General features: G+C 71.7%; 16 protein-coding genes and 1 pseudogene. 15 read left to right on the top strand and 2 right to left on the bottom strand.

The window, feature by feature from the left end; translation table 11 throughout:
- Positions 1 to 128: 128 nt before the first annotated feature.
- Positions 129 to 3,122, top strand: coding sequence for an excinuclease ABC subunit UvrA (gene uvrA / locus AC07DW_RS08605; RefSeq protein ID WP_478856883.1), 2,994 nt, complete (start codon positions 129 to 131; stop codon positions 3,120 to 3,122).
- Positions 3,123 to 3,303: 181 nt separating this feature from the next.
- Here uvrA and AC07DW_RS08600 read toward each other — a convergent pair.
- Positions 3,304 to 3,960 (bottom strand): annotated as a pseudogene (locus tag AC07DW_RS08600) (PfkB family carbohydrate kinase); the annotation flags it as partial.
- Positions 3,961 to 4,081: 121 nt separating this feature from the next.
- Between AC07DW_RS08600 and AC07DW_RS08595 the strand changes: the two are divergent.
- Positions 4,082 to 4,510, top strand: coding sequence for a Rieske (2Fe-2S) protein (locus AC07DW_RS08595; RefSeq protein WP_478856882.1), 429 nt, complete (start codon positions 4,082 to 4,084; stop codon positions 4,508 to 4,510).
- Between the two features lie 61 nt (positions 4,511 to 4,571).
- Here the strand turns inward: AC07DW_RS08595 and AC07DW_RS08590 are convergent, their stop codons facing one another.
- Positions 4,572 to 5,501, bottom strand: coding sequence for a hypothetical protein (locus AC07DW_RS08590; RefSeq protein ID WP_478856881.1), 930 nt, complete (start codon positions 5,499 to 5,501; stop codon positions 4,572 to 4,574).
- 222 nt (positions 5,502 to 5,723) lie between these two features.
- Between AC07DW_RS08590 and AC07DW_RS08585 the strand changes: the two genes are divergently transcribed.
- The 13 genes from AC07DW_RS08585 to pgi all read left to right on the top strand — a co-directional run bounded on the left by AC07DW_RS08585 (position 5,724) and on the right by pgi (position 21,887).
- The gene (locus tag AC07DW_RS08585; protein WP_478856880.1) at positions 5,724 to 6,344 is read left to right on the top strand and encodes a papain-like cysteine protease family protein; all 621 of its coding nucleotides are present in this window, start codon (positions 5,724 to 5,726) and stop codon (positions 6,342 to 6,344) included.
- Positions 6,345 to 6,349: 5 nt separating this feature from the next.
- A complete protein-coding gene (locus AC07DW_RS08580) occupies positions 6,350 to 7,177 on the top strand; it encodes a hypothetical protein (RefSeq protein ID WP_478856879.1) in 828 nt (275 codons plus the stop codon).
- Between the two features lie 371 nt (positions 7,178 to 7,548).
- Positions 7,549 to 9,546: an excinuclease ABC subunit UvrC gene (uvrC, locus tag AC07DW_RS08575; protein ID WP_478856878.1), complete on the top strand. Its 1,998-nt coding sequence runs from the start codon at positions 7,549 to 7,551 to the stop codon at positions 9,544 to 9,546.
- Positions 9,539 to 10,507: an RNase adapter RapZ gene (gene rapZ / locus AC07DW_RS08570; RefSeq protein WP_478856877.1), complete on the top strand. Its 969-nt coding sequence runs from the start codon at positions 9,539 to 9,541 to the stop codon at positions 10,505 to 10,507. Before uvrC ends, rapZ begins: the two co-directional genes overlap by 8 nt.
- On the top strand, positions 10,504 to 11,523 hold the full coding sequence (locus tag AC07DW_RS08565) for a gluconeogenesis factor YvcK family protein (protein ID WP_478856876.1): 1,020 nt from the start codon (positions 10,504 to 10,506) through the stop codon (positions 11,521 to 11,523). The genes rapZ and AC07DW_RS08565 overlap by 4 nt, the downstream gene beginning before the upstream one ends.
- On the top strand, positions 11,514 to 12,503 hold the full coding sequence (gene whiA / locus AC07DW_RS08560) for a DNA-binding protein WhiA (protein ID WP_064073084.1): 990 nt from the start codon (positions 11,514 to 11,516) through the stop codon (positions 12,501 to 12,503). Before AC07DW_RS08565 ends, whiA begins: the two co-directional genes overlap by 10 nt.
- 301 nt (positions 12,504 to 12,804) lie before the next feature.
- The gene (locus AC07DW_RS08555; RefSeq protein ID WP_478856875.1) at positions 12,805 to 15,768 is read left to right on the top strand and encodes a M14 family metallopeptidase; all 2,964 of its coding nucleotides are present in this window, start codon (positions 12,805 to 12,807) and stop codon (positions 15,766 to 15,768) included.
- Between the two features lie 234 nt (positions 15,769 to 16,002).
- The gene (gene gap / locus AC07DW_RS08550; protein WP_478856874.1) at positions 16,003 to 17,007 is read left to right on the top strand and encodes a type I glyceraldehyde-3-phosphate dehydrogenase; all 1,005 of its coding nucleotides are present in this window, start codon (positions 16,003 to 16,005) and stop codon (positions 17,005 to 17,007) included.
- Positions 17,008 to 17,128: 121 nt separating this feature from the next.
- Entirely contained in the window at positions 17,129 to 18,340 is a 1,212-nt protein-coding gene (locus AC07DW_RS08545) for a phosphoglycerate kinase (RefSeq protein WP_478856873.1), read from the top strand.
- A gap of 6 nt (positions 18,341 to 18,346) precedes the next feature.
- On the top strand, positions 18,347 to 19,123 hold the full coding sequence (tpiA, locus tag AC07DW_RS08540; protein ID WP_478856872.1) for a triose-phosphate isomerase: 777 nt from the start codon (positions 18,347 to 18,349) through the stop codon (positions 19,121 to 19,123).
- Positions 19,124 to 19,382: 259 nt separating this feature from the next.
- Positions 19,383 to 19,613 carry a preprotein translocase subunit SecG gene (gene secG, locus AC07DW_RS08535; protein WP_064073089.1) on the top strand — a complete coding sequence of 77 codons (231 nt, stop codon included), beginning with the start codon at positions 19,383 to 19,385 and terminating at the stop codon, positions 19,611 to 19,613.
- 110 nt (positions 19,614 to 19,723) lie between these two features.
- A complete protein-coding gene (locus AC07DW_RS08530; protein WP_003957010.1) occupies positions 19,724 to 20,059 on the top strand; it encodes an RNA polymerase-binding protein RbpA in 336 nt (111 codons plus the stop codon).
- A 175-nt stretch (positions 20,060 to 20,234) separates the two neighbouring features.
- Positions 20,235 to 21,887 (top strand): glucose-6-phosphate isomerase, encoded by a 1,653-nt coding sequence (pgi, locus tag AC07DW_RS08525; protein ID WP_478857016.1) that lies wholly within the window; start codon positions 20,235 to 20,237, stop codon positions 21,885 to 21,887.
- Positions 21,888 to 22,058: the final 171 nt, after the last annotated feature.

Below are 22,058 nucleotides of genomic sequence, written 5' to 3'. Positions count from 1 at the left end.
TGCGCGTGCTATACGCTCGGTGGAGGCATCCTTGAATGGCAGACATCCATTTGGCGGCCCCCCGTAGGCTTGAAGAGTCTGGGACGGGGGCTGTGCCCCCGCTTCTCTCAAGAAAGGTGCGGACCGGCGTGGCCGACCGTCTCATCGTCCGTGGCGCGCGCGAGCACAATCTGAAGAACGTCTCGCTCGACCTCCCGCGTGACTCCCTCATCGTCTTCACCGGGCTTTCCGGGTCGGGCAAGTCCTCCCTCGCGTTCGACACGATCTTCGCCGAGGGGCAGCGCCGGTACGTCGAGTCGCTCTCCTCCTACGCCCGGCAGTTCCTCGGCCAGATGGACAAGCCGGACGTCGACTTCATCGAGGGCCTCTCCCCGGCCGTCTCGATCGACCAGAAATCGACCTCGCGCAACCCGCGCTCCACGGTCGGCACCATCACCGAGGTCTACGACTACCTCCGGCTGCTCTTCGCCCGTATCGGCAAGCCGCACTGCCCCGAGTGCCGCCGGCCCATCACCCGCCAGTCGCCGCAGGCCATCGTCGACAAGGTGCTGGAGCTGCCCGAGGGCAGCCGCTTCCAGGTCCTGTCGCCGCTGGTGCGCGAGCGCAAGGGCGAGTTCGTCGACCTGTTCGCCGACCTCCAGACCAAGGGCTACAGCCGGGCGCGGGTGGACGGGCGGACCATCCAGCTCACCGAGCCGCCGACGCTGAAGAAGCAGGAGAAGCACACCATCGAGGTGGTCGTCGACCGCCTCACCGTCAAGGAGAGCGCCAAGCGCCGGCTGACCGACTCGGTCGAGACCGCGCTCGGCCTGTCCGGCGGCATGGTCGTGCTCGACTTCGTCGACCTCCCCGAGGACGACCCCGAGCGCGAGCGGATGTACTCGGAGCACCTGTACTGCCCGTACGACGACCTGTCCTTCGAGGAGCTGGAGCCCCGCTCCTTCTCCTTCAACTCGCCCTTCGGTGCCTGCCCCGACTGCACCGGCATCGGCACGCGCATGGAGGTCGACCCCGAGCTGGTCGTCCCCGACGAGGAGCGGTCCCTCGACGAGGGAGCCATCCACCCCTGGTCGCACGGCCACACCAAGGAGTACTTCGGGCGGCTGATCGGCGGCCTCTCCCAGGCCCTCGGTTTCCGGACGGACATCCCCTGGGCCGGGCTGCCCGCCCGCGCGAGGAAGGCGCTGCTGTACGGGCACAGGACCCAGGTCGAGGTCCGCTACCGCAACCGGTACGGCCGGGAGAGGGCGTACACCACGCCCGCTTTCGAAGGCGCCGTCTCCTTCGTCAAGCGGAGGCACAGCGAGGCCGAGAGCGACTCCAGCAGGGAGCGCTTCGAGGGCTACATGCGCGAGGTGCCCTGCCCCACCTGTGAGGGCACGCGCCTCAAGCCGATCGTCCTCGCGGTCACGGTCATGGAGAAGTCCATCGCGGAGGTCTCCGCGATGTCGATCAGCGAGTGCGCCGACTTCCTCGGCGAGCTCAAGCTGAACGCCCGCGACAAGAAGATCGCCGAGCGGGTGCTCAAGGAGGTCAACGAACGGCTCCGCTTCCTGGTGGACGTGGGCCTGGACTACTTGTCGCTGAACCGGGCGGCCGGCACCCTCTCCGGCGGCGAGGCCCAGCGCATCCGGCTCGCCACCCAGATCGGCTCCGGCCTGGTCGGCGTGCTGTACGTGCTGGACGAGCCGTCCATCGGCCTGCACCAGCGCGACAACCACCGGCTGATCGAAACCCTGGTCCGGCTGCGTGACATGGGCAACACGCTCATCGTCGTGGAGCACGACGAGGACACCATCAAGGTGGCCGACTGGGTCGTCGACATCGGCCCCGGCGCGGGCGAGCACGGCGGCAAGGTCGTCCACTCCGGTCCGTTGAAGGAGCTGCTGGCCAACAAGGAGTCCATGACCGGTCAGTACCTGGCCGGCAAGCGGTCCATCCCGACCCCCGACGTCCGCCGCCCGGTGGACCCGGCACGCCGGCTGACCGTGCACGGTGCCCGTGAGAACAACCTGCGGGACATCGACGTGTCGTTCCCGCTGGGCGTGCTGACGGCCGTCACCGGCGTCTCGGGCTCCGGCAAGTCGACTCTGGTCAACGACATCCTGTACACCCACCTGGCGCGCGAGCTGAACGGCGCCAAGTCCGTGCCCGGGCGGCACACGCGCGTGGACGGCGACGACCTGGTCGACAAGGTCGTCCACGTCGACCAGTCGCCCATCGGCCGGACGCCGCGGTCCAACCCGGCGACGTACACCGGAGTCTTCGACCACGTCCGCAAGCTGTTCGCCGAGACGATGGAGGCGAAGGTCCGGGGCTATCTGCCGGGCCGGTTCTCCTTCAACGTCAAGGGCGGCCGGTGCGAGAACTGCGCCGGTGACGGCACCATCAAGATCGAGATGAACTTCCTGCCGGACGTGTACGTCCCGTGCGAGGTCTGCCACGGGGCGCGCTACAACCGGGAGACCCTGGACGTTCACTACAAGGGCAAGTCCATCGCCGAGGTGCTGGACATGCCGATCGAGGAGGCCCTGGAGTTCTTCGAGGCCGTCCCGACGATCTCGCGTCACCTGCGCACCCTCACCGAGGTCGGCCTCGGGTACGTCCGGCTCGGCCAGTCCGCGCCGACGCTCTCCGGCGGCGAGGCACAGCGCGTGAAGCTGGCGTCCGAGCTCCAGAAGCGGTCGACCGGACGCACCGTGTACGTGCTGGACGAGCCGACCACGGGTCTGCACTTCGAGGACATCTCGAAGCTGATCAAGGTGCTGTCCAACCTGGTCGACAAGGGCAACTCGGTGATCGTCATCGAGCACAACCTGGACGTCATCAAGACGGCCGACTGGGTCGTGGACATGGGCCCCGAGGGCGGCAGCGGCGGTGGCCTGGTGGTCGCCGAGGGCACGCCCGAGCAGGTCGCCGCCGTCCCGGCCAGCCACACCGGCAAGTTCCTCCGCGACATCCTCGGCGCCGACCGCGTCAGCGACGCGGCCCCGGCGGTACCGGCGGCGCGGAAGCGGACGGCCAAGAAGGCGGTCGCGGCGGCGGACGGCGCGGCCCGCAAGACGGCCACCGCCAAGACGACCAAGCCGAAGAAGCGGACGGCCCGGTCCACCACGTCCTGACGCCGAAGGGCCCCGCCCCGCCGGGCGGGGCCCCGCAGCGCCGGACCGGCCCCGGCCCCCCGGCCGGTCCGGCACACAGGACAGGGCGGCGCGCACTCGTGCGGCCCCGACCCCGGGCCGGGACGCGCCGGGGGCGGGCGGACGCGACCGCTCCCGGCCCGGTCAGGGACCGGGGCGGTACGCGAGTCCGCAGCCCCCGCGCGCCCCGGGTCAGCACCACCGCCGACGGCCCCCGCGACAGCCACTCCCCGGGCGAACCGCCCAGCCACCGCGCGTCCTCCTCGGACAGCTTCAGCAGCGACACATGAGGAAGCCGGTCCAGAAACCGCTCCCGGTGGACGTCCCCGTCCGGAACCAGACCGGGCCGGACGTTCGGGTCCAGCAGGGTGAGCACGCCGCGCCCCGCCTCGCGCCGCAGCAGCGCGTCGTACGCCCCGGCGCCCGGCTCCAGGACCAGCGAACAGGTCCCGAAGGCGACCGCCCGGACCGCGTCCGGCAGCCGCTCGGGCAGCTCGAAGAGCCGGTCGGCCGTGCCCTCCGCGTAGAAGGAGTACCCCGCCGAGCCGTCCGCCGCGACCGATGCCACCGCCAGCGTCGTCGGCTCGGGCCCGCGCTGTACCAGGCCGGTCGCGACCCCCGCCGCGCGCAGCCCGTCGAGCAGCGCCTCGCCGAACGCGTCGGTGGAGACCCGGGAGCAGAAGGCGGCCTCGGCGCCGAGCCGGCCCAGGGCCACCGCCGTGTTGTAGGGGCCGCCGCCCCGCCGGGGCGCCAGGGCCGACAGCGGTTCGGCCCCGTCGGGAACGAGGTCGATCAGGGACTCTCCGGCGGCGACGATCACGCGCCCGAACGTAGCCCATGGACGCCGCCCCCGACAGCCCCGCAACCCCCGCGAAGGGCCACCGATCTACCCCGGTATCGTCGGTTCCGTCACCGAGAACCCCCAGCCCCGTGGAGCCCCCATGCCCGGCCAGCCGCCCGCCCGCCGTACCGTGCTGAAAGGGGCCGCTCTCGCCGGGGCCGCCGGGCTCGGCGCAGCCGCCTGCTCCACCGAGTCGAAGCTGGGCCACGCGCGGACCCCCACCCCCACCGCGCCGGTGGACCTGGGCACGGCCGACGCCGTGCCGGTCGGCGGCGCCAAGCTCTACCGAGAGCAGCGCCTGGTGGTGAGCTGCCCCGCCAAGGGGCAGTACAAGGCGTTCAGCGCCCAGTGCACCCACGCGGGCTGCGTCTTCGACAAGGTGGAGGGCACCGAGGGCAACTGCCCCTGCCACGGCAGCCGCTTCGACGTCATCACCGGGAAGCCCCTCCGCGGCCCGGCCACCGTGGCACTGCCCGAGGTCCCGGTGCGGGTCACCGACGGAAAGCTGGTCGCCGGCCCGGAGGCGTGACGGGGGAGTACGCCCCTTCTTCCCGGTGCGCGCCCACCAGGCCGGGCCGGACCCCCTGGGCTCACTCCCAGTCCCAGTCGATCCCCAGGATCCCCGGCCTGACCTCCTGCTCCACGAAGTGGACGGTGCGGTGCCGCCCGCTCAGCGTCAGGTCCCCGCGCGCAGCGCGCGGCGCGCCCGCCGCGGACTGGGCGAAGCGCCGGCAGCGTACCGGCAGGGCGTCCTCGTGGAACCGCACCTGGAGGACGTACTGCCCGCCCGCGAAGCTGAACCCGCGCACGTACTCGCCGCTCACCCCGCCCGTACCGTCCTCGAAGCGGTACCCGAAGAGGTACGTGTCCCCGGCCCGCAGCCGCGCGTCGAACAGCAGCTCCGCGACCACCACCCCGGTGTCCCCGTGCCGCCGCACCCGCCCCGTGCGGCAGTTCTCGCCCGCCCGCACCATCACCCGCGCCGGGTCGCACCCCGGGTCCCCGTGGTGGATGGCCAGGTAGCGGTCGACGCCGTCGCGGTGGGCCCGCACCACCTGCTGCGACTCCCGCCCGACCAGCTCCCGCCCCGCCCCGATCCGTACCCGTTCCTGGTGCCCGACGGTGTGCAGCCCGCCGTCCGCCGGTGCCTCCAGCTCCGCGATCAGCTGCTCCACCGCTCCGGAGACCTCCAGCAGCGAGCGGTACGGGCGGCCCGCGGGCCTCGCCGCCCCCGCCCCGTCCCCGACCGGCTCGCCGAGCAGCCGGATCAGCGACTCCCCGGGCAGCCGGAGCAGTTCCTCCAGGGCGCGCACGGCCTTCAGCGACTCCGGCCGCTGCGGGCGGCGGGCGCCCTGCTGCCAGTAGCAGAGGCTGGTCACCCCGACCTTGATGCCTCGGTCCGCGAGATGGTGCCGCACCCGCTGGAGCGGCAGCCCGCGCGCCGCCAGCGCCGCGCGCAACGCCAGGTGGAACGGGCCCGTCCGCAGGAGCTGCGCCAGCTCGGTCTCGGTGTGTGCCATGGGAGTCCTCGGTGAACGTTCACGACGGGGCGGTGCGACTCCGCGGCCGGTGGTGACGGGCGGGCAGGTGGGGGCGGGGATCCGTTCACTCGTCAACCAGTGGCGTTCACACTGCGGCGTCACCCCGCATTGAAGCGTGTTGACCTGCCCCCGACAACGCTCGATGCTCCCTTCAGCGTCCGGACGCGATCCTCCCTCCCCACATCCCCACGGAGGAACGCGATGCGCCAACCAGGCAAGACCTCGGGGCAGTCCGCCGGCGGAGCGATACGGCTCCTGCTCGCGGTGCTCCTCGCCGCCACGACCACCCTCCTCGGTCCGGTGTCCGCCGCCACCGCCGAGGACGACTCCACGACCACGCTCGCCGCCAAGCGACTGAACATCACCATGCAGGCGCAGCTCAAGACCAACTGGTGCTGGGCCGCCGGTGGCAACACCATCGCCACCTGGTTCGGCCGCTCCTACTCCCAGAACCAGTTCTGCAACGCCGCCTTCAACCGGCAGCAGGGCTACGACTGCCCCAACTGGCAGGCGACTCTGGGCAACGTGCAGAACGGGCTGCGCTGGGCCGGCGTCGGCCCGGGCTCGTACGTCGACGGCTGGCTGCGCTACGCCACCGTCCAGACCGAGATCAACGCCGACCGTCCCATCGAGACCCGCATCCAGTGGGCGAGCGGCGGCGGCCACATGCACGTCGTCCACGGCTACGACGACACCAACGGCTGGGTGTACTGGGGCGATCCCTGGCCCTCCAACGACCGCTACAACTGGGCGTCGCACGCCTGGTACGTCGACAACGGCTCCTTCTCCTGGACCCACTCGCTCTACCGGACAGGGACGTGAGAACGATGACCCCACGGCGTCTCATCACGACCGCCGCGCTGACCGGTGCGCTGACCGGTGCGCTCACCTCCCTCGCCGCCCCCGCCGCGAGCGCGGCCGACACCCCGGACGCGGCGGTCACCGCCCCGGCCACGCTCGACACGCTCTCCCGGTTCTTCGCGCGGGACGGCGCCGTGGCGCGGGCCGCCGCGCACCCCCGTATCGAGGGCTCCACCGTCCCCGTACGCGTCCTGTCGCCGGACTTCGTGGCGGGCAGGCCCGGGGCGCCGGTCGCCCGCGTCGAGTTCCACGCGGCCGTGGCGGTCGCGCCCGACGGGCGGAAGGCCTCCGTGTGGACCGTCCACCAGGGCGCGAAGGGCTGGCAGGTGGTCAACATCGCGACCGGTGACGACGAAATCCGTTACGCGCGGGAGGGCACCCGGCGCCTGCCCGGGGGAACGGTCTTCCGCGAGCCCCAGATCGACGCCTGGTACGTCCACAAGGGCGGCAGGGTGCTCCCGCTGGACGAGGACGCGGTACGCGCGGTGGGCGCCCGCGGCACCACGCCGGCCGCCTACCGGGACCGGGTCGCGGCGGCGTACGGGGACAAACTGCCCGGCACGGCGTACGCGCGCCGGGGGAGCGCCGGCGGCTACGGAGCCCCCGCCGGCCCGCCGGCTCAGGGCGCCCCGGCCGGCCCCGCTCAGGGCGCCCCGGCCCCCGCCGGCCCGGCCCCCGAGGGGGACACGGCCGCCGCCGGGCCGCCGGGGACCGCGGGGACCGCCTGGGCGGCCGCCCTCGCCGCGACGGCCCTCGCGCTCACCGGCGCCCTGAGGCGGCGCCGCCGGGGCTGAGCCCCCGGACGCCCGGCCCACCCCACCGGCCGGCCGGCGGGTCACCGCCGCGCGCGGGCACCCACCGGCCGGCCCACGCCTCACCCGGGCAGCGCGTCCGCCCACCGCGCCCCGAGCCCCCGGCCGGCCCGGCCCACCCCACCGGCCACCCGGCCGGTCCCGCGAACCCCGCGGAGTGCTTCCGCCCCCACCGGAGGCGCTCCGCGGCACCCGTCTCCACTCCCCGCGCCCACCCGGCCCCCGTCCCGTCGACGCCCCGCGGGCCACCCGGCCTCCCGGCCCCCGCCCGGCCCTACGACGCCCCGTGGACGTGCCGGCCGCCGCGGCCGGTGGCGCCCGTGGTGTCAGTGGACGCCAGTAGGGTGTGAGACATGGCAGACCCCTCCAGCTACCGCCCCAAGCCGGGACAGATCCCCGACTCGCCGGGGGTCTACAAATTCCGCGACGAGCACCGCCGGGTGATCTACGTCGGGAAGGCGAAGTCCCTGCGCCAGCGGCTCGCCAGCTACTTCCAGGACCTGGCGGGCCTGCACCCGCGCACGCGCACCATGGTCACGACGGCCGCCTCCGTCGAGTGGACCGTCGTCTCCACCGAGGTCGAGGCGCTCCAGCTGGAGTACTCGTGGATCAAGGAGTTCGACCCCCGGTTCAACGTCAAGTACCGGGACGACAAGAGCTATCCGTACCTGGCCGTCACCCTCAATGAGGACTTCCCGCGCGTCCAGGTCATGCGCGGCCAGAAGAAGAAGGGCGTGCGGTACTTCGGTCCGTACAGCCACGCCTGGGCCATCCGCGACACGGTCGATCTGCTGCTGCGCGTCTTCCCCGTGCGTACGTGCTCCGCGGGCGTGTTCAAGAACGCCGAGCGCACCGGCCGCCCGTGCCTCCTCGGGTACATCGGCAAGTGCTCGGCGCCGTGCGTCGGCCGGGTCGACCCGCGGGAACACCGGGACCTGGCCGAGGAGTTCTGCGACTTCATGGCCGGCCGCACCGGCACGTACATCCGCCGCCTGGAGAAGGACATGATGCTGGCGGCCGAGGACATGGAGTACGAGAAGGCCGCCCGGCTCCGCGACGACATAGAGGCCCTCAGGCGGGCCATGGAGAAGAGCGCGGTCGTCCTCGCCGACGCCACCGACGCCGACCTGATCGCCGTCGCCGAGGACGAGCTGGAGGCGGCCGTGCAGATCTTCCACGTCCGGGGCGGCCGGGTGCGCGGCCAGCGCGGCTGGGTCACCGACAAGGTGGAGGCCGTCGACACCGCCGGCCTCGTCGAGCACGCCCTCCAGCAGCTGTACGGCGAGGAGAGCGGCGACGCCGTCCCCAAGGAGGTCCTGGTCCCGGCCCTCCCCGAGGACCTGGACGCCGTCACCCAGTGGCTGTCCGGCCGCCGCGGCTCGCAGGTCTCGCTGCGCATCCCGCAGCGCGGCGACAAGAAGGCCCTGATGGAGACCGTCGGCCGCAACGCCCAGCAGTCCCTCGTCCTGCACAAGACGAAGCGCGCCAGCGACCTGACCACCCGCTCGCGCGCCCTGGAGGAGATCGCGGAGGCGCTGGACCTGGAGACGGCGCCGCTGCGCATCGAGTGCTTCGACATCTCCCACCTCCAGGGGGAGGACGTCGTCGCGTCCATGGTCGTCTTCGAGGACGGCCTGCCCCGCAAGAGCGAGTACCGCCGCTTCCAGATCAAGGGCTTCGAGGGCCAGGACGACGTCCGCTCGATGCACGAGGTGATCACCCGCCGCTTCCGGCGGTACCTCGCCGAGAAGGAGAAGACCGGCGAGTGGGCCCTGGAGGAGACCGACGGCGAGGTCCCCGCGGAATCGCCGGAGGACGAAGGGCGGCCGAAGAAGTTCGCGTACCCGCCGCAGCTCGTCGTGGTCGACGGCGGGCGGCCGCAGGTGGCCGCAGCCCAGCGGGCCCTGGACGAGCTCGGCATCGACGACGTGGCGGTCTGCGGCCTCGCCAAGCGCCTGGAGGAGGTCTGGCTGCCCGGCGACGACGACCCGGTCGTGCTGCCGCGCTCCAGCGAGGGGCTGTACCTCCTCCAGCGGGTCCGCGACACGGCTCACGACTTCGCCATCCGGTACCAGCGCGCCAAGCGCCACAAGCGGATACGGACCAGCCCGCTGGACGCCGTCGCCGGTCTCGGCGACGCGCGCAAGCAGGCGCTGATCAAGTACTTCGGTTCGGTGAAGCGCCTGAGGCAGGCGACAATCGAGCAGATCTGCGAGGTCCCGGGGTTCGGCCGGAAGACCGCCGAAGCCGTGGCCGTGGCCCTCGCCCAAGCGGCTCCGGCCGCCCCCGCCGTGAACACGGCGACAGGAGAGATCATGGAAGACGACGACGGGGGACACGGACATGTCTGAGCACCACCCCACGGCGGAGCCAGAGCCGACAGCGCGAGAAGACGGAGCAGCACACGTGAGTACGGGCACGACGATCGAGGCCGGGCAGGCCGCCGAGGCGGCCATCCCCGAGCTGGTGATCATCTCCGGCATGTCCGGCGCCGGCCGCAGCACCGCCGCCAAGTGCCTGGAGGACCTCGGCTGGTTCGTCGTCGACAACCTGCCGCCCGCGCTGATCCCCACCATGGTGGAGCTCGGCGCCCGTTCCCAGGGCAATGTGGCGCGCATCGCCGTCGTCGTCGACGTGCGGGGCCGCCAGTTCTTCGAGAGCCTGCGCGAGTCCCTGGCGCTCCTCGAGGCCAAGCAGGTCACCCGCCGCATCGTCTTCCTGGAGTCGTCCGAGGAGGCGCTGGTGCGCCGCTTCGAGTCGGTGCGCCGCCCGCACCCGCTCCAGGGCGACGGCCGGATCGTCGACGGCATCGCCGCCGAACGCGACCTGCTGCGCGAGCTGCGCGGCGACGCCGACCTGGTGATCGACACCTCCAGCCTCAACGTCCACGAGCTGCGCGCCAAGATGGACGCCCAGTTCGCCGGCGACGAGGAGCCGGAGCTGCGCGCCACGGTCATGTCGTTCGGCTACAAGTACGGCCTGCCGGTCGACGCGGACCTGGTCGTGGACTGCCGCTTCCTGCCCAACCCGCACTGGGTCCCGGAGCTGCGCCCGTTCACCGGCCTGAACGAGGAGGTGTCGGGTTACGTCTTCAACCAGCCGGGCGCCAAGGAGTTCCTCGACCGGTACACCGAGCTGCTCCAGCTGATCTCCACCGGCTACCGCCGCGAGGGCAAGCGGTACGTGACGATCGCCGTCGGCTGCACGGGCGGCAAGCACCGCTCCGTCGCCATGTCCGAGAAGCTCGCCGCCCGGCTCGCCTCGGAAGGGGTAGAGACCGTCGTCGTCCACCGGGACATGGGGCGCGAGTGAGGCAGTACCGCCGGCGTACGACGCTGTCCGTCCGTACGCTCCGCAGGCGCGGCGCCCAGCCCAAGGTCGTGGCCCTCGGCGGAGGCATGGGCCTGTCCGCGTCCCTCGCCGCGCTGCGCCGCATCACCGGTGACCTGACCGCCGTGGTCACGGTCGCCGACGACGGCGGGTCCAGCGGCCGGCTCCGGGAGGAGCTCGGCGTGCTGCCGCCCGGGGACCTGCGCAAGGCCCTGGCGGCGCTGTGCGGCGACGACGACTGGGGCCAGACGTGGTCCCGCGTCATCCAGCACCGGTTCCAGTCCAAGGGCGACCTCCACGAGCACGCGGTCGGCAACCTGCTGATCGTCGCCCTGTGGGAGCAGCTCGGCGACCACGTCCAGGCGCTGGACCTGGTGGGCCGGCTGCTGGGCGCGCACGGGCGGGTGCTGCCCATGTCGGCCGTGCCGCTGGAGCTCCAGGCGCTGGTCAAGGGCCATGACCCGGACCGCCCGGAAGACGTGGACACCGTCCGCGGTCAGGCGACCGTGGCGCTCACCCCGGGCGAGGTGCAGTCCGTGCACCTGGTGCCGAACGACCCGCCCGCCGTGCCGGAGGCGGTCGCGGCCGTGCTCGACGCGGACTGGGTGGTCCTGGGCCCCGGATCGTGGTTCTCCTCGGTGATCCCGCACCTGCTGGTGCCGGAGCTGCTGGAGGCGCTCGTCGAGACCAAGGCGCGCCGGGTGCTCTCGTTGAACCTCGCGCCGCAGCCCGGAGAAACCGAGGGCTTCTCTCCGCAGCGTCATTTGGAGGTTTTGGGACGACACGCCCCTAAACTCGCCCTGGACGTGGTGCTGGCCGACGAGGCCGCCGTGCCCGACCGCGAGTCCCTCGCAGATGCCGCCAAGCGGCTCGGTGCCGCGGTCGAGCTGGCCCCGGTGGCGAGGGACGACGGCTCGCCGAAGCACGACCCGGAGCTGTTGGCCGCCGCGTACGACCGTATTTTTCGGATGCATGGAAGGATCGGCCCATGGCGATGACGGCAGCGGTGAAGGACGAGATCTCCCGGCTCCCCGTCACCCGGACCTGCTGCAGAAAGGCGGAGGTCTCGTCGATCCTGCGGTTCGCCGGCGGGCTGCACCTCGTCAGCGGGCGCATCGTGATCGAGGCGGAGCTGGACACCGCGATGGCGGCGCGCCGCCTGAAACGGGACATCGCGGAGATCTTCGGGCACGGCTCCGAGCTGATCGTGATGGCGCCGGGCGGGCTGCGGCGCGGCTCGCGCTTCGTCGTGCGCGTGGTGGCGGGCGGTGACCAGCTGGCTCGGCAGACCGGTTTGGTGGACGGCAGGGGCCGCCCCATCCGGGGCCTGCCGCCGCAGGTCGTCTCGGGCGCCACGTGCGACGCGGAGGCCGCCTGGCGCGGCGCGTTCCTGGCGCACGGTTCGCTGACCGAGCCGGGCCGCTCGTCGTCCCTGGAGGTGACCTGCCCGGGCCCGGAGGCGGCGCTCGCGCTGGTCGGCGCGGCGCGGCGGCTCTCCATCGCCGCCAAGGCCCGCGAGGTGCGGGGCGTGGACCGCGTGGTGGTACGGGACGGGGACGCGATCGGCGCGCTGCTGACCCGCCTCGGGGCGCACGAGTCGGTGCTGGCCTGGGAGGAGCGGCGGATGCGCCGCGAGGTCCGTGCCACCGCCAACCGGCTGGCCAACTTCGACGACGCCAACCTGCGCCGCTCGGCCCGTGCCGCCGTCGCGGCGGGAGCCCGGGTGCAGCGCGCCCTGGAGATCCTCGGCGAGGAGGTCCCCGAGCACCTCGCGGCGGCCGGCCGGCTGCGCATGGAGCACAAGCAGGCGTCTTTGGAGGAGCTCGGCGCACTCGCCGACCCGCCGCTGACCAAGGACGCGGTCGCCGGCCGGATCCGCCGCCTGCTGGCCATGGCCGACAAGCGGGCCCAGGACCTGGGCATCCCTGGTACGGAGTCGAACCTCACGGAGGAGATGGCCGACGGCCTCGTCGGCTGACCGGGGGCCGCGGCTTCCGGCCCGGGTGCGCCGGTGCGGCACGCGGCACGGCCCGAGACCCATGGCCGCCGGTGTCCCCCGCGGGCGCCGGAGAGCCGTTCGCGGACGTCCGTCGATCGATCGACGGACGTCCGTCCCTCCCGCGGGGCCTGCGCCCACCCGCCCGGTCGTCGCACCGGTCACGTGGCCGCAGCGGGGGCGGGGTCCGGCCGGGAACCGCGAGGCGCTATTGACATGATCATGAAGTGTCATGAGCCTGGCGCCTGTCCACTTCCGTGGCAGACAACAGCAAGGGGGGCACATGGGACGCAGAGCGAGATCGATCCTCGCCGCGGCTTCACTGCTGGTGGCCGGACTGGCGGCGGCACCCGTCGCCGGGGCGGAGCGGCAGGGCAGCGAAACCGACGGGGGCGCCGACAGCATCTCCGTATGGCACGCGCAGGTGACCAAGGAGCAGGTCCCGCTCCTGCTCGACGCCGGTACCGACGGCCACGAACTGACCGAGCAGGTACCGGACAAGGGCACCGCCACCGTCGAGCTGTACCTCACCGGGCGGCAGGCCGGGGCACTGCGCGACAAGGGCGTGGCCGTCACCGAGCACGACCTCACCAGGGCGACCGAGAAGCGCCTCGCGGCGGCGGGGGACGGCGTCTTCCGGCCGTACGGCGGCAAGGGCGGCCTCAAGGAGGAGGTCCTGGCGACCGCACGGGCCCATCCGGCCCTCACCAAGGTCGTCAGCATCGGCAGGACCGTCAGGGGGCAGGACATCCTCGCCCTGAAGCTCAGCAAGGGCGCCAGAAAACACAAGGACGGCTCCAAGCCCGCCACCCTGTACCTCTCCAACCAGCACGCCCGGGAGTGGATCACGCCCGAGATGAACCGGCGGCTGCTCCACCACTACCTCGCCGGCTACGGCAAGGACCCGCGCATCACGAGGATCGTCGACACCACCGAGCTGTGGTTCGTGCTCTCCGCCAACCCCGACGGCTACGACCACACCCACGCCGACCCGGCCCACCGCCAGTGGCGCAAGAACCTGCGCGACAACAACGGCGACGGCAGGACCACAGCCGGCGACGGCGTCGACCTCAACCGCAACTTCTCCTACAAGTGGGGCTACGACGACGAGGGCTCGTCACCCGACCCCGCCGACGAGACCTACCGCGGCACCGCCCCGATGTCCGAACCCGAGACCAGGGCCGTCGACGCGTTCCAGAAGCGGATCGGCTTCCAGTACGGCATCAACTACCACTCCGCCGCCCAGCTTCTCCTCTACGGCGTCGGCTGGCAGGTCGCCACCGACACCCCCGACGACGTCCCCCTCAAGGCCCTGGCCGGAACCCCCGCCAAGTCCGCGATCCCCGGCTACCGCCCGCAGGTCTCCTCCGAGCTGTACACCACCAACGGCGAGGCCGACGGACACGCCGCCAACGTCAACGGCATGCAGATGTTCACCCCGGAGATGTCCACCTGCGCCACCGCCTCCCGCGTCGACCCGAACGACGCCTGGGAACCGGCCGACTGCGCGTCCGTCTTCACCTTCCCCGACGACGAGAAGCTGATCCAGCAGGAGTTCGCCAAGAACGTCCCGTTCGCCCTCGCCGTCGCCGAGTCCGCCGCCCGCCCCGACGACCCGGTCTCCCCGGTCGGCACCGACGCCCCCGCCTTCGTACCGGACACCTTCACCACCTCCTACGCGTACGACGGCGACGACCAGGAAGTCGCCGTCACCGCCCGCAAGTCCCTGCGGGACAAGGAGCTCAAGTACCGCGTCAACGGCGGCCGCACGCACGACCAGCGACTCCACGCCTGGGAGGGCGGCGAGACGTACGGCGGCGAGGACAACCTCTACTACGACGAGTACCGCGCCGAGGTCCAGGACGGCGAACCCGGCGACACCGTCGAGGTCTGGTTCACCGGCCGCACCCGGGACGGCAGGCGCGTCTCGTCCACCCCGTTCACCTACACCATCGCCGAGCGGCCCCGCGGTGACGTCCTGGTGCTCGCCGAGGAGGGCGGCACCGCCCCGGCACGGCACGCCGCCACGTACACCGGGGCGCTGAGGGACACCGGCCGCCGGGCCGCCGTCTGGGACGTCGCCTCCCAAGGCGTCCCGCACCCGCTGGGCGTGCTCGGCCACTTCGGCACCGTGGTCTGGTACACCGGCGCCGAACGCCCCTCCGGGGACACCACCCTCGCCGTACGGGAGTACCTCAACGAGGGCGGCAAGCTGGTCAACGCCGGCGAGCAGGCGGGCGGACCCGTCGACATCGGCCGCGCCGACTCCAACGACTTCGCCCAGTACTACCTCGGCGCCCACCGCCGCTCCGGCATGGCGGCCCCCGGCGCCTTCGAGGGCACGGGCCGCTTCGCCGGCACCCGGGCCCCCCTCGCCGACGCGCCCGGCAACCCGCTCGACGGCGCCGGCGCCTACACCGTCACCTCCGACACGCTCGACCCGGAGCGGTTCCCGCAGTTCCGCAGCACCGCCGCGGGCGACTACCCCGGCGTGCGCACCCCCTTCGAGCCCTACGAGGGCGACACCTTCGCCGCCGCCCGGCACGCCGACAACGCCTGGATGCGGCTCACCCGCACCGTCGACCTGACCGGCACGGACGCGGCGGCCGGGCCGGCGCTCCAGTTCCGGCTCAGCCACGACACCGAACCCGGTTACGACCATGTGATCGTCGAGGCGCACACCGTGGGCGAGGACGACTGGACGACCCTGCCCGACACCCGGGGCCGCTCCTCCGCCACCGTGCCGGCCGACTGCGGCGAGGGCTACTACCTCGCAGGGCACCCCTTCCTGGCGCACTACCTCACCCCCGGTGAGGACGGCTGCGCCGCCACCGGCACCACCGGCGCCTGGCACTCCTTCACCGGCACCTCGGGCGGCTGGCAGCCCGTGTCCGTCGACCTGAGCGCCTACGCCGGCAAGCGGGTCGAGCTGTCCGTCTCCTACGTCTCCGACCCCGGCACCGGCGAGACCGGCGTCTTCGTCGACGACACCCGCCTGGTCACCGGGGGCGGCGCCCCGGAGAGCGAGGGCTTCGAGACCTCGCTCGGTGCCTGGAGCGTCCCCGGCCCTCCGGCCGGCAGCCCGGGCAACGCGGCCGACTGGGCGCGCTCGCCCGCGCTGTTCCACTCCCGGGCGGCGATCACCACCCGTGACACCGTCCTGCTCGGGTTCGGTCTGGAGCACGTACCCGATCCGTCCCAGCGCAAGCGGCTGCTGGCCGCGGCGCTCGGAGCACTGGCGCGCTGACGAGCGCACCCCCGCGCCGACGAGCGCTCCACCGCTGACGCTCGGTAGCCGGACGAACGCCCCGGTGGACCGTACTGTCCAGTAGGACGGAGTTCCGGTCCGCCGGGCTCGTCCGGGTGCGCTGGATGTCACTCCGCCGCCTGGGGAGAGGTAGGGTCGTAAGCGGTCGGGGACATCCCTAATAGAAACTCGCCGGGCGTCGAAACCCGGCGTACCTAACGAGGAGATCGGTTCGTGACGATCCGCGTAGGCATCAACGGCTTTGGCCGCATCGGTCGTAACTACTTCCGCGCGCTGCTGGAGCAGGGTGCAGACATCGAGATCGTGGCTGTCAACGACCTGGGTGACACTGCGACCACGGCCCACCTGCTGAAGTACGACACCATCATGGGCCGCCTCAAGGCCGAGGTGACCCACACCGCCGACACCATCACGGTCGACGGCCACACCATCAAGGTGCTCTCCGAGCGCAACCCGGCCGACATCCCGTGGGGCGAGCTGGGCGTCGACATCGTCATCGAGTCGACCGGCATCTTCACGAAGAAGGCCGACGCCGAGAAGCACATCGCCGGCGGCGCGAAGAAGGTCCTCATCTCGGCTCCGGCCACCGACGAGGACATCACCATCGTCATGGGCGTCAACCAGGACAAGTACGACGCGGCCAACCACCACGTCATCTCCAACGCCTCCTGCACCACCAACTGCGTGGCGCCGATGGCCAAGGTCCTCGACGAGAACTTCGGCATCGTCAAGGGCATGATGACGACGGTCCACGCGTACACCAACGACCAGCGCATCCTGGACTTCCCGCACAAGGACCTCCGCCGCGCCCGTGCCGCCGCGGAGAACATCATCCCGACCTCGACGGGTGCCGCCAAGGCCACCGCCCTGGTCCTCCCGCAGCTGAAGGGCAAGCTGGACGGCATCGCCATGCGCGTCCCGGTCCCGACCGGCTCGGTCACCGACCTGGTCCTGGAGCTGGACCGCGAGGTCACCAAGGACGAGATCAACACCGCCTTCCAGAAGGCCGCCGAGGGCCAGCTGAAGGGCATCATCGAGTACACCGAGGACCCGATCGTCTCCTCCGACATCGTCAACTGGCCCGCCTCCTGCACCTTCGACTCGCTGCTCACGATGGTCCAGGGCAAGCAGGTCAAGGTCGTCGGCTGGTACGACAATGAGTGGGGCTACTCCAACCGCCTCGTCGACCTCACCGTCTTCGTCGGCGGCCAGCTCTAAGAAACTGGGTACCAGGGCAGGCACTTCGATGTGAGCGCAGGGCTCGGGCAGCGCAACGCCGCGCTGTACGAGCCCTGACGCTTGCGTCGATCTTCCAAGGAGTACGGAGCAACAGGGACAGATGAAGACGATCGACGAGCTTCTCCGCCAAGGGGTCGAGGGCAAGCGGGTATTCGTCCGCGCCGACCTCAACGTGCCGCAGGACGGCACCACCATCACCGACGACGGCCGCATCCGTGCGGTCCTGCCCACCGTCAAGGCGCTGTCCGAAGCCGGTGCCAAGGTCGTCGTGGCCTCGCACCTCGGCCGCCCCAAGGGCGCGCCGGACCCCGCCTTCACGCTGCGGCTCGCCGCCTCCCGCCTCGGTGAACTGCTCGGCCGCCCCGTCGCCTTCGCCGGTGACACCATCGGCTCCGAGGCCCACTCCGCGGTCGCCGGCCTGGAGAACGGCCAGGTCGCCGTCCTGGAGAACCTGCGCTTCAACGCCGGTGAGACCTCCAAGGACGACGCCGAGCGCGCCGAGTTCGCCGCCCGCCTCGCCGCCCTCGCGGACGTGTACGTCGGCGACGGCTTCGGCGCGGTGCACCGCGGGCACGCCTCCGTGTACGACCTGCCGCGGCTGCTGCCCGCCTACGCCGGCTACCTGATCGCCACCGAGGTCGGCGTGCTCAAGAAGCTCACCGACGACGTCCGGCGCCCGTACGTCGTCGTGCTGGGCGGCGCTAAGGTCTCCGACAAGCTGGGCGTCATCGACCACCTGCTGGAGAAGGCCGACCGCATCCTCATCGGCGGCGGCATGGCGTACACCTTCCTCAAGGCCAAGGGCCACGAGGTCGGCATCTCGCTGCTCCAGGAGGACCAGGTCCCGGCGTGCCTGGAGTACCTGGCCCGTGCCGAGAAGAAGGGCGTGGAGTTCGTCCTCCCCGTCGACGTCCTGGTCTCGCCCGAATTCCCGGATCTGAAGACCAAGGCCCCGGCTAACCCGACGCTGGTCGCCGCGGACGCCATCCCGGCCGACCAGGAGGGTCTGGACATCGGTCCCGAGACCCGCAAGCTGTACGCATCGAAGCTCGCCGACGCGGCCACCGTCTTCTGGAACGGCCCCATGGGCGTCTTCGAGCACCCCGACTACGCCGAGGGCACCAAGGCCGTCGCCCAGGCGCTCGTCGACTCCCCGGCCTTCACGGTCGTCGGCGGTGGCGACTCCGCCGCGGCCGTCCGGACCCTGGGCTTCGACGAGGACGCATTCGGCCACATCTCGACCGGCGGCGGCGCGAGCCTCGAGTACCTCGAAGGCAAGACGCTTCCCGGCCTCGCCGCACTGGAGGACTGACCCTCAATGACCGCCCGTACCCCGCTGATGGCGGGCAACTGGAAGATGAACCTCAACCACCTCGAGGCCATCGCCCACGTCCAGAAGCTCGCCTTCGCCCTGACCGACAAGGACTACGAGGCCGTCGAGGTCGCGGTCCTCGCGCCCTTCACCGACCTGCGGTCCGTCCAGACCCTCGTCGACGGCGACAAGCTGAAGATCAAGTACGGCGCCCAGGACATCTCGGCGCACGACTCCGGCGCGTACACCGGTGAGATCTCCGGTGTGATGCTGTCCAAGCTGAAGTGCGCCTACGTCGCCGTCGGCCACTCCGAGCGCCGCCAGTACCACGCCGAGACGGACGAGGTCTGCAACGCCAAGGTCAAGGCGGCGTTCCGCAACGGCCTGGTCCCGATCCTCTGCGTCGGCGAGGGCCTCGACATCCGCAAGGCCGGTGAGCAGGTCTCCCACACGCTCGCCCAGCTCGACGGCGGCCTGAAGGACGTCCCGGCCGAGCAGGCCGAGACCATCGTGATCGCCTACGAGCCGGTGTGGGCCATCGGCACCGGCGAGGTCGCCACGCCCGAGGACGCGCAGGAGGTCTGCGGGGCGATCCGCGGGCGCCTCGCCGAGCTGTACTCCAAGGAGCTGGCCGACAAGGTACGCATCCAGTACGGCGGCTCCGTGAAGTCCTCGAACGTGGCTGCGATCATGGCCCAGCCCGATGTGGACGGCGCCCTGGTGGGCGGCGCGGCACTGGACGCGGAGGAGTTCGTCAAGATCGTCCGGTTCCGCGACCAGTGAGCCGAAGGGGCGCGGCCCGCGCCGAAAAGGAGAGCAGGCGGAGGCCGCGAGTACGCGTGACCGGGCCTGGTCGACTGTCGGCACAGGCCCGGAGCGCCCCGGAGGCGAACCGACGGGTGTGAGTATGCGGTAGGGCGGAATCGTCGTACCCTTGCGGGGGCCGAGGCTCTTTCATCGGAGCCTGGGCCCCCGTCGTCCGTAGACGTCCGACAGTCCGTGTAATCCGAGAATTGCCAGGAAGTAGGGTCCAGCCGTGGTTATGGGGTTCTCGATCGCCCTCATCGTCTTCAGCGCGCTGCTGATGCTGCTGGTGCTGATGCACAAGGGGAAGGGCGGCGGCCTCTCCGACATGTTCGGTGGCGGCATGCAGTCGTCCGTCGGCGGCTCCTCGGTCGCCGAGCGCAACCTGGACCGCATCACCGTGGTCGTCGGTCTGTTGTGGTTCGCGTGCATTGTCGTACTTGCTCTCCTGATCAAGCTGGACAACTGACGTCTCGGTTCCGCGTCCCGGGGAGGGGTGTAACTCCAATCACTGGACGCGCGTTGGGCCTTACGTAGACTGGGGCATCTTCGAGCACCATCACGCAGGGAGTTACAACCGTGGCAAGTGGCAACGCGATCCGGGGAAGCCGGGTCGGCGCGGGGCCGATGGGGGAGGCCGAGCGGGGCGAGTCCGCGCCGCGACTCCGCATCTCCTTCTGGTGCTCGAACGGGCACGAGACGCAGCCGAGCTTCGCGAGTGACGCGCAGGTCCCCGACACCTGGGACTGCCCGCGGTGCGGGTTCCCGGCCGGCCAGGACCGGGACAACCCGCCGGACCCGCCGCGCACCGAGCCGTACAAGACGCACCTCGCGTACGTACGGGAGCGGCGCAGTGACGCGGACGGCGAGGCGATCCTGGCCGAGGCGCTGGCGAAACTCCGAGGCGAGATCTGAGCGGCCGAGGGCCCTGTGGGTGGATGACACCGACAGGGCCCGCTTTTGTGCGCCCGCGAGCGGCCGTGCCGGTCCCGCCGGTGCTCGCCCTCGCCTCGTCGGCGGCGCAGATCAATTAGGTTGGAGGGGCAGCGGGGCAAGCAGGCAGGTACGAGAAAGTGGGCTGATGTCCGAGATGAATGCAGAAAGCCGCACGAGGCTCAACCGGATGCCCGAGTGGACCGCGCTCGGCAAGCACCGGGAGCAGCTGGGGCAGACGCATCTGCGTGAACTGTTCGCCGCCGACCCGACGCGCGGAACCGCCTACACACTGCGGGTCGGCGACCTCTATCTGGACTACTCCAAGCACCTGGTCACCGACGAGACGCTGCGGCTGCTGCGCGAGCTGGCCGCCGCGACCGGCGTGGCCGAACTGCGGGACGCCATGTTCCGCGGGGACCGGATCAACACCACGGAGAACCGGGCGGTCCTGCACACGGCGCTGCGCGCCCCGCGCGACGCCGTGATCGAGGTCGACGGCGAGAACGTGGTGCCCGGCGTGCACGCCGTGCTCGACAGGATGGCCGCCTTCTCGGAGCGGATCCGCTCCGGTGAGTGGACCGGGCACACCGGCAGGCCCATCAAGAACATCGTCAACATCGGCATCGGCGGCTCCGACCTCGGTCCGGCGATGGCGTACGAGGCGCTGCGCTCCTACACCCGGCGCGACCTGACGTTCCGTTTCGTCTCCAACGTGGACGGCGCCGACCTGCACGAGGCGATCCGGGACCTGGACCCCGCCGAGACGCTCTTCATCGTCGCGTCGAAGACGTTCACCACCATCGAGACCATCACCAACGCCACCTCCGCCCGCGACTGGCTCCTCACCGGTCTGAGGGCCGGTCAGGACGCCGTGGCCAAGCACTTCGTGGCCCTGTCGACGAACGCCGGGAAGGTCGAGGAGTTCGGCATCGACACGGCCAACATGTTCGAGTTCTGGGACTGGGTCGGTGGCCGGTACTCCTACGACTCCGCCATCGGCCTCTCCCTGATGATCGCCGTCGGACCGGACCGGTTCCGGGAGATGCTCGACGGCTTCCACCTGGTCGACGAGCACTTCCGCACCGCCCGGCCCGAGGAGAACGCGCCGCTGCTCCTCGGCCTGCTGGGCCTGTGGTACGGGGCGTTCTTCGACGCCCAGTCGCACGCCGTCCTGCCGTACAGCCACTACCTGTCGAAGTTCACGGCGTACCTCCAGCAGCTCGACATGGAGTCCAACGGCAAGTCCGTCGACCGCGACGGCAACCCGGTCGACTGGCAGACCGGCCCCGTCGTCTGGGGCACCCCCGGGACGAACGGGCAGCACGCCTACTACCAGTTGATCCACCAGGGCACCAAGGTCATCCCGGCCGACTTCATCGGCTTCGCCAAGCCGGTCGCCGACCTGGAGTCCGGTCTGGTCCCGCAGCACGACCTGCTGATGGCCAACTTCTTCGCCCAGACCCAGGCGCTCGCCTTCGGCAAGACGCCCGACGAGGTCCGCGCCGAGGGCGTGGCCGAGGACCTGGTGCCGCACAAGACCTTCCGCGGCAACCACCCGACCACCACGATCCTCGCGGACGAGCTGACGCCCTCCGTACTGGGTCAGCTGATCGCGCTGTACGAGCACAAGGTGTTCGTCCAGGGCGCCGTCTGGAACATCGACTCCTTCGACCAGTGGGGCGTCGAACTCGGCAAGGTGCTGGCCAAGCGGATCGAGCCCGTCCTGACCGGGGGCGAGGGCGGCGAGCAGCTGGACAGCTCGACCGCCGCGCTGGCCGAGCGGTACCGGACCCTGCGCGGCCGGTGATCCCGTGACGTGACGGGGAGGGCGCGGTACGGCTGCGGCCGCCGGCAGGCCCGACGAGCGGGCCGTCGGCCGGTGGCGCGCCCCATGACCGCTCCTGACCGGGGCGCCGGGGCTCGCTTCGGCCGTGCTCGGCGCCCTGCTCGGGCCGGCCCGGTCCGGAGCGCGCCGCCG

The organism is Streptomyces sp. NPDC045701 (assembly GCF_056432045.1).
The sequence above is the reverse complement of the archived record's forward strand: the minus strand, read 5'-3'. Positions and strand labels throughout refer to the sequence as shown.

Coding starts and splice junctions, on each gene's coding strand:
- AC07DW_RS08595 (WP_478856882.1), top strand. CDS start 4,082: ATGCCCGGCCAGCCGCCCGCCCGCCGTACCGTGCTGAAAGGGGCCGCT.
- AC07DW_RS08590 (WP_478856881.1), bottom strand. CDS start 5,501: ATGGCACACACCGAGACCGAGCTGGCGCAGCTCCTGCGGACGGGCCCG.
- AC07DW_RS08585 (WP_478856880.1), top strand. CDS start 5,724: ATGCGCCAACCAGGCAAGACCTCGGGGCAGTCCGCCGGCGGAGCGATA.
- AC07DW_RS08580 (WP_478856879.1), top strand. CDS start 6,350: ATGACCCCACGGCGTCTCATCACGACCGCCGCGCTGACCGGTGCGCTG.
- uvrC (WP_478856878.1), top strand. CDS start 7,549: ATGGCAGACCCCTCCAGCTACCGCCCCAAGCCGGGACAGATCCCCGAC.
- rapZ (WP_478856877.1), top strand. CDS start 9,539: ATGTCTGAGCACCACCCCACGGCGGAGCCAGAGCCGACAGCGCGAGAA.
- whiA (WP_064073084.1), top strand. CDS start 11,514: ATGGCGATGACGGCAGCGGTGAAGGACGAGATCTCCCGGCTCCCCGTC.
- AC07DW_RS08555 (WP_478856875.1), top strand. CDS start 12,805: ATGGGACGCAGAGCGAGATCGATCCTCGCCGCGGCTTCACTGCTGGTG.
- AC07DW_RS08545 (WP_478856873.1), top strand. CDS start 17,129: ATGAAGACGATCGACGAGCTTCTCCGCCAAGGGGTCGAGGGCAAGCGG.
- tpiA (WP_478856872.1), top strand. CDS start 18,347: ATGACCGCCCGTACCCCGCTGATGGCGGGCAACTGGAAGATGAACCTC.
- secG (WP_064073089.1), top strand. CDS start 19,383: ATGGGGTTCTCGATCGCCCTCATCGTCTTCAGCGCGCTGCTGATGCTG.
- pgi (WP_478857016.1), top strand. CDS start 20,235: ATGAATGCAGAAAGCCGCACGAGGCTCAACCGGATGCCCGAGTGGACC.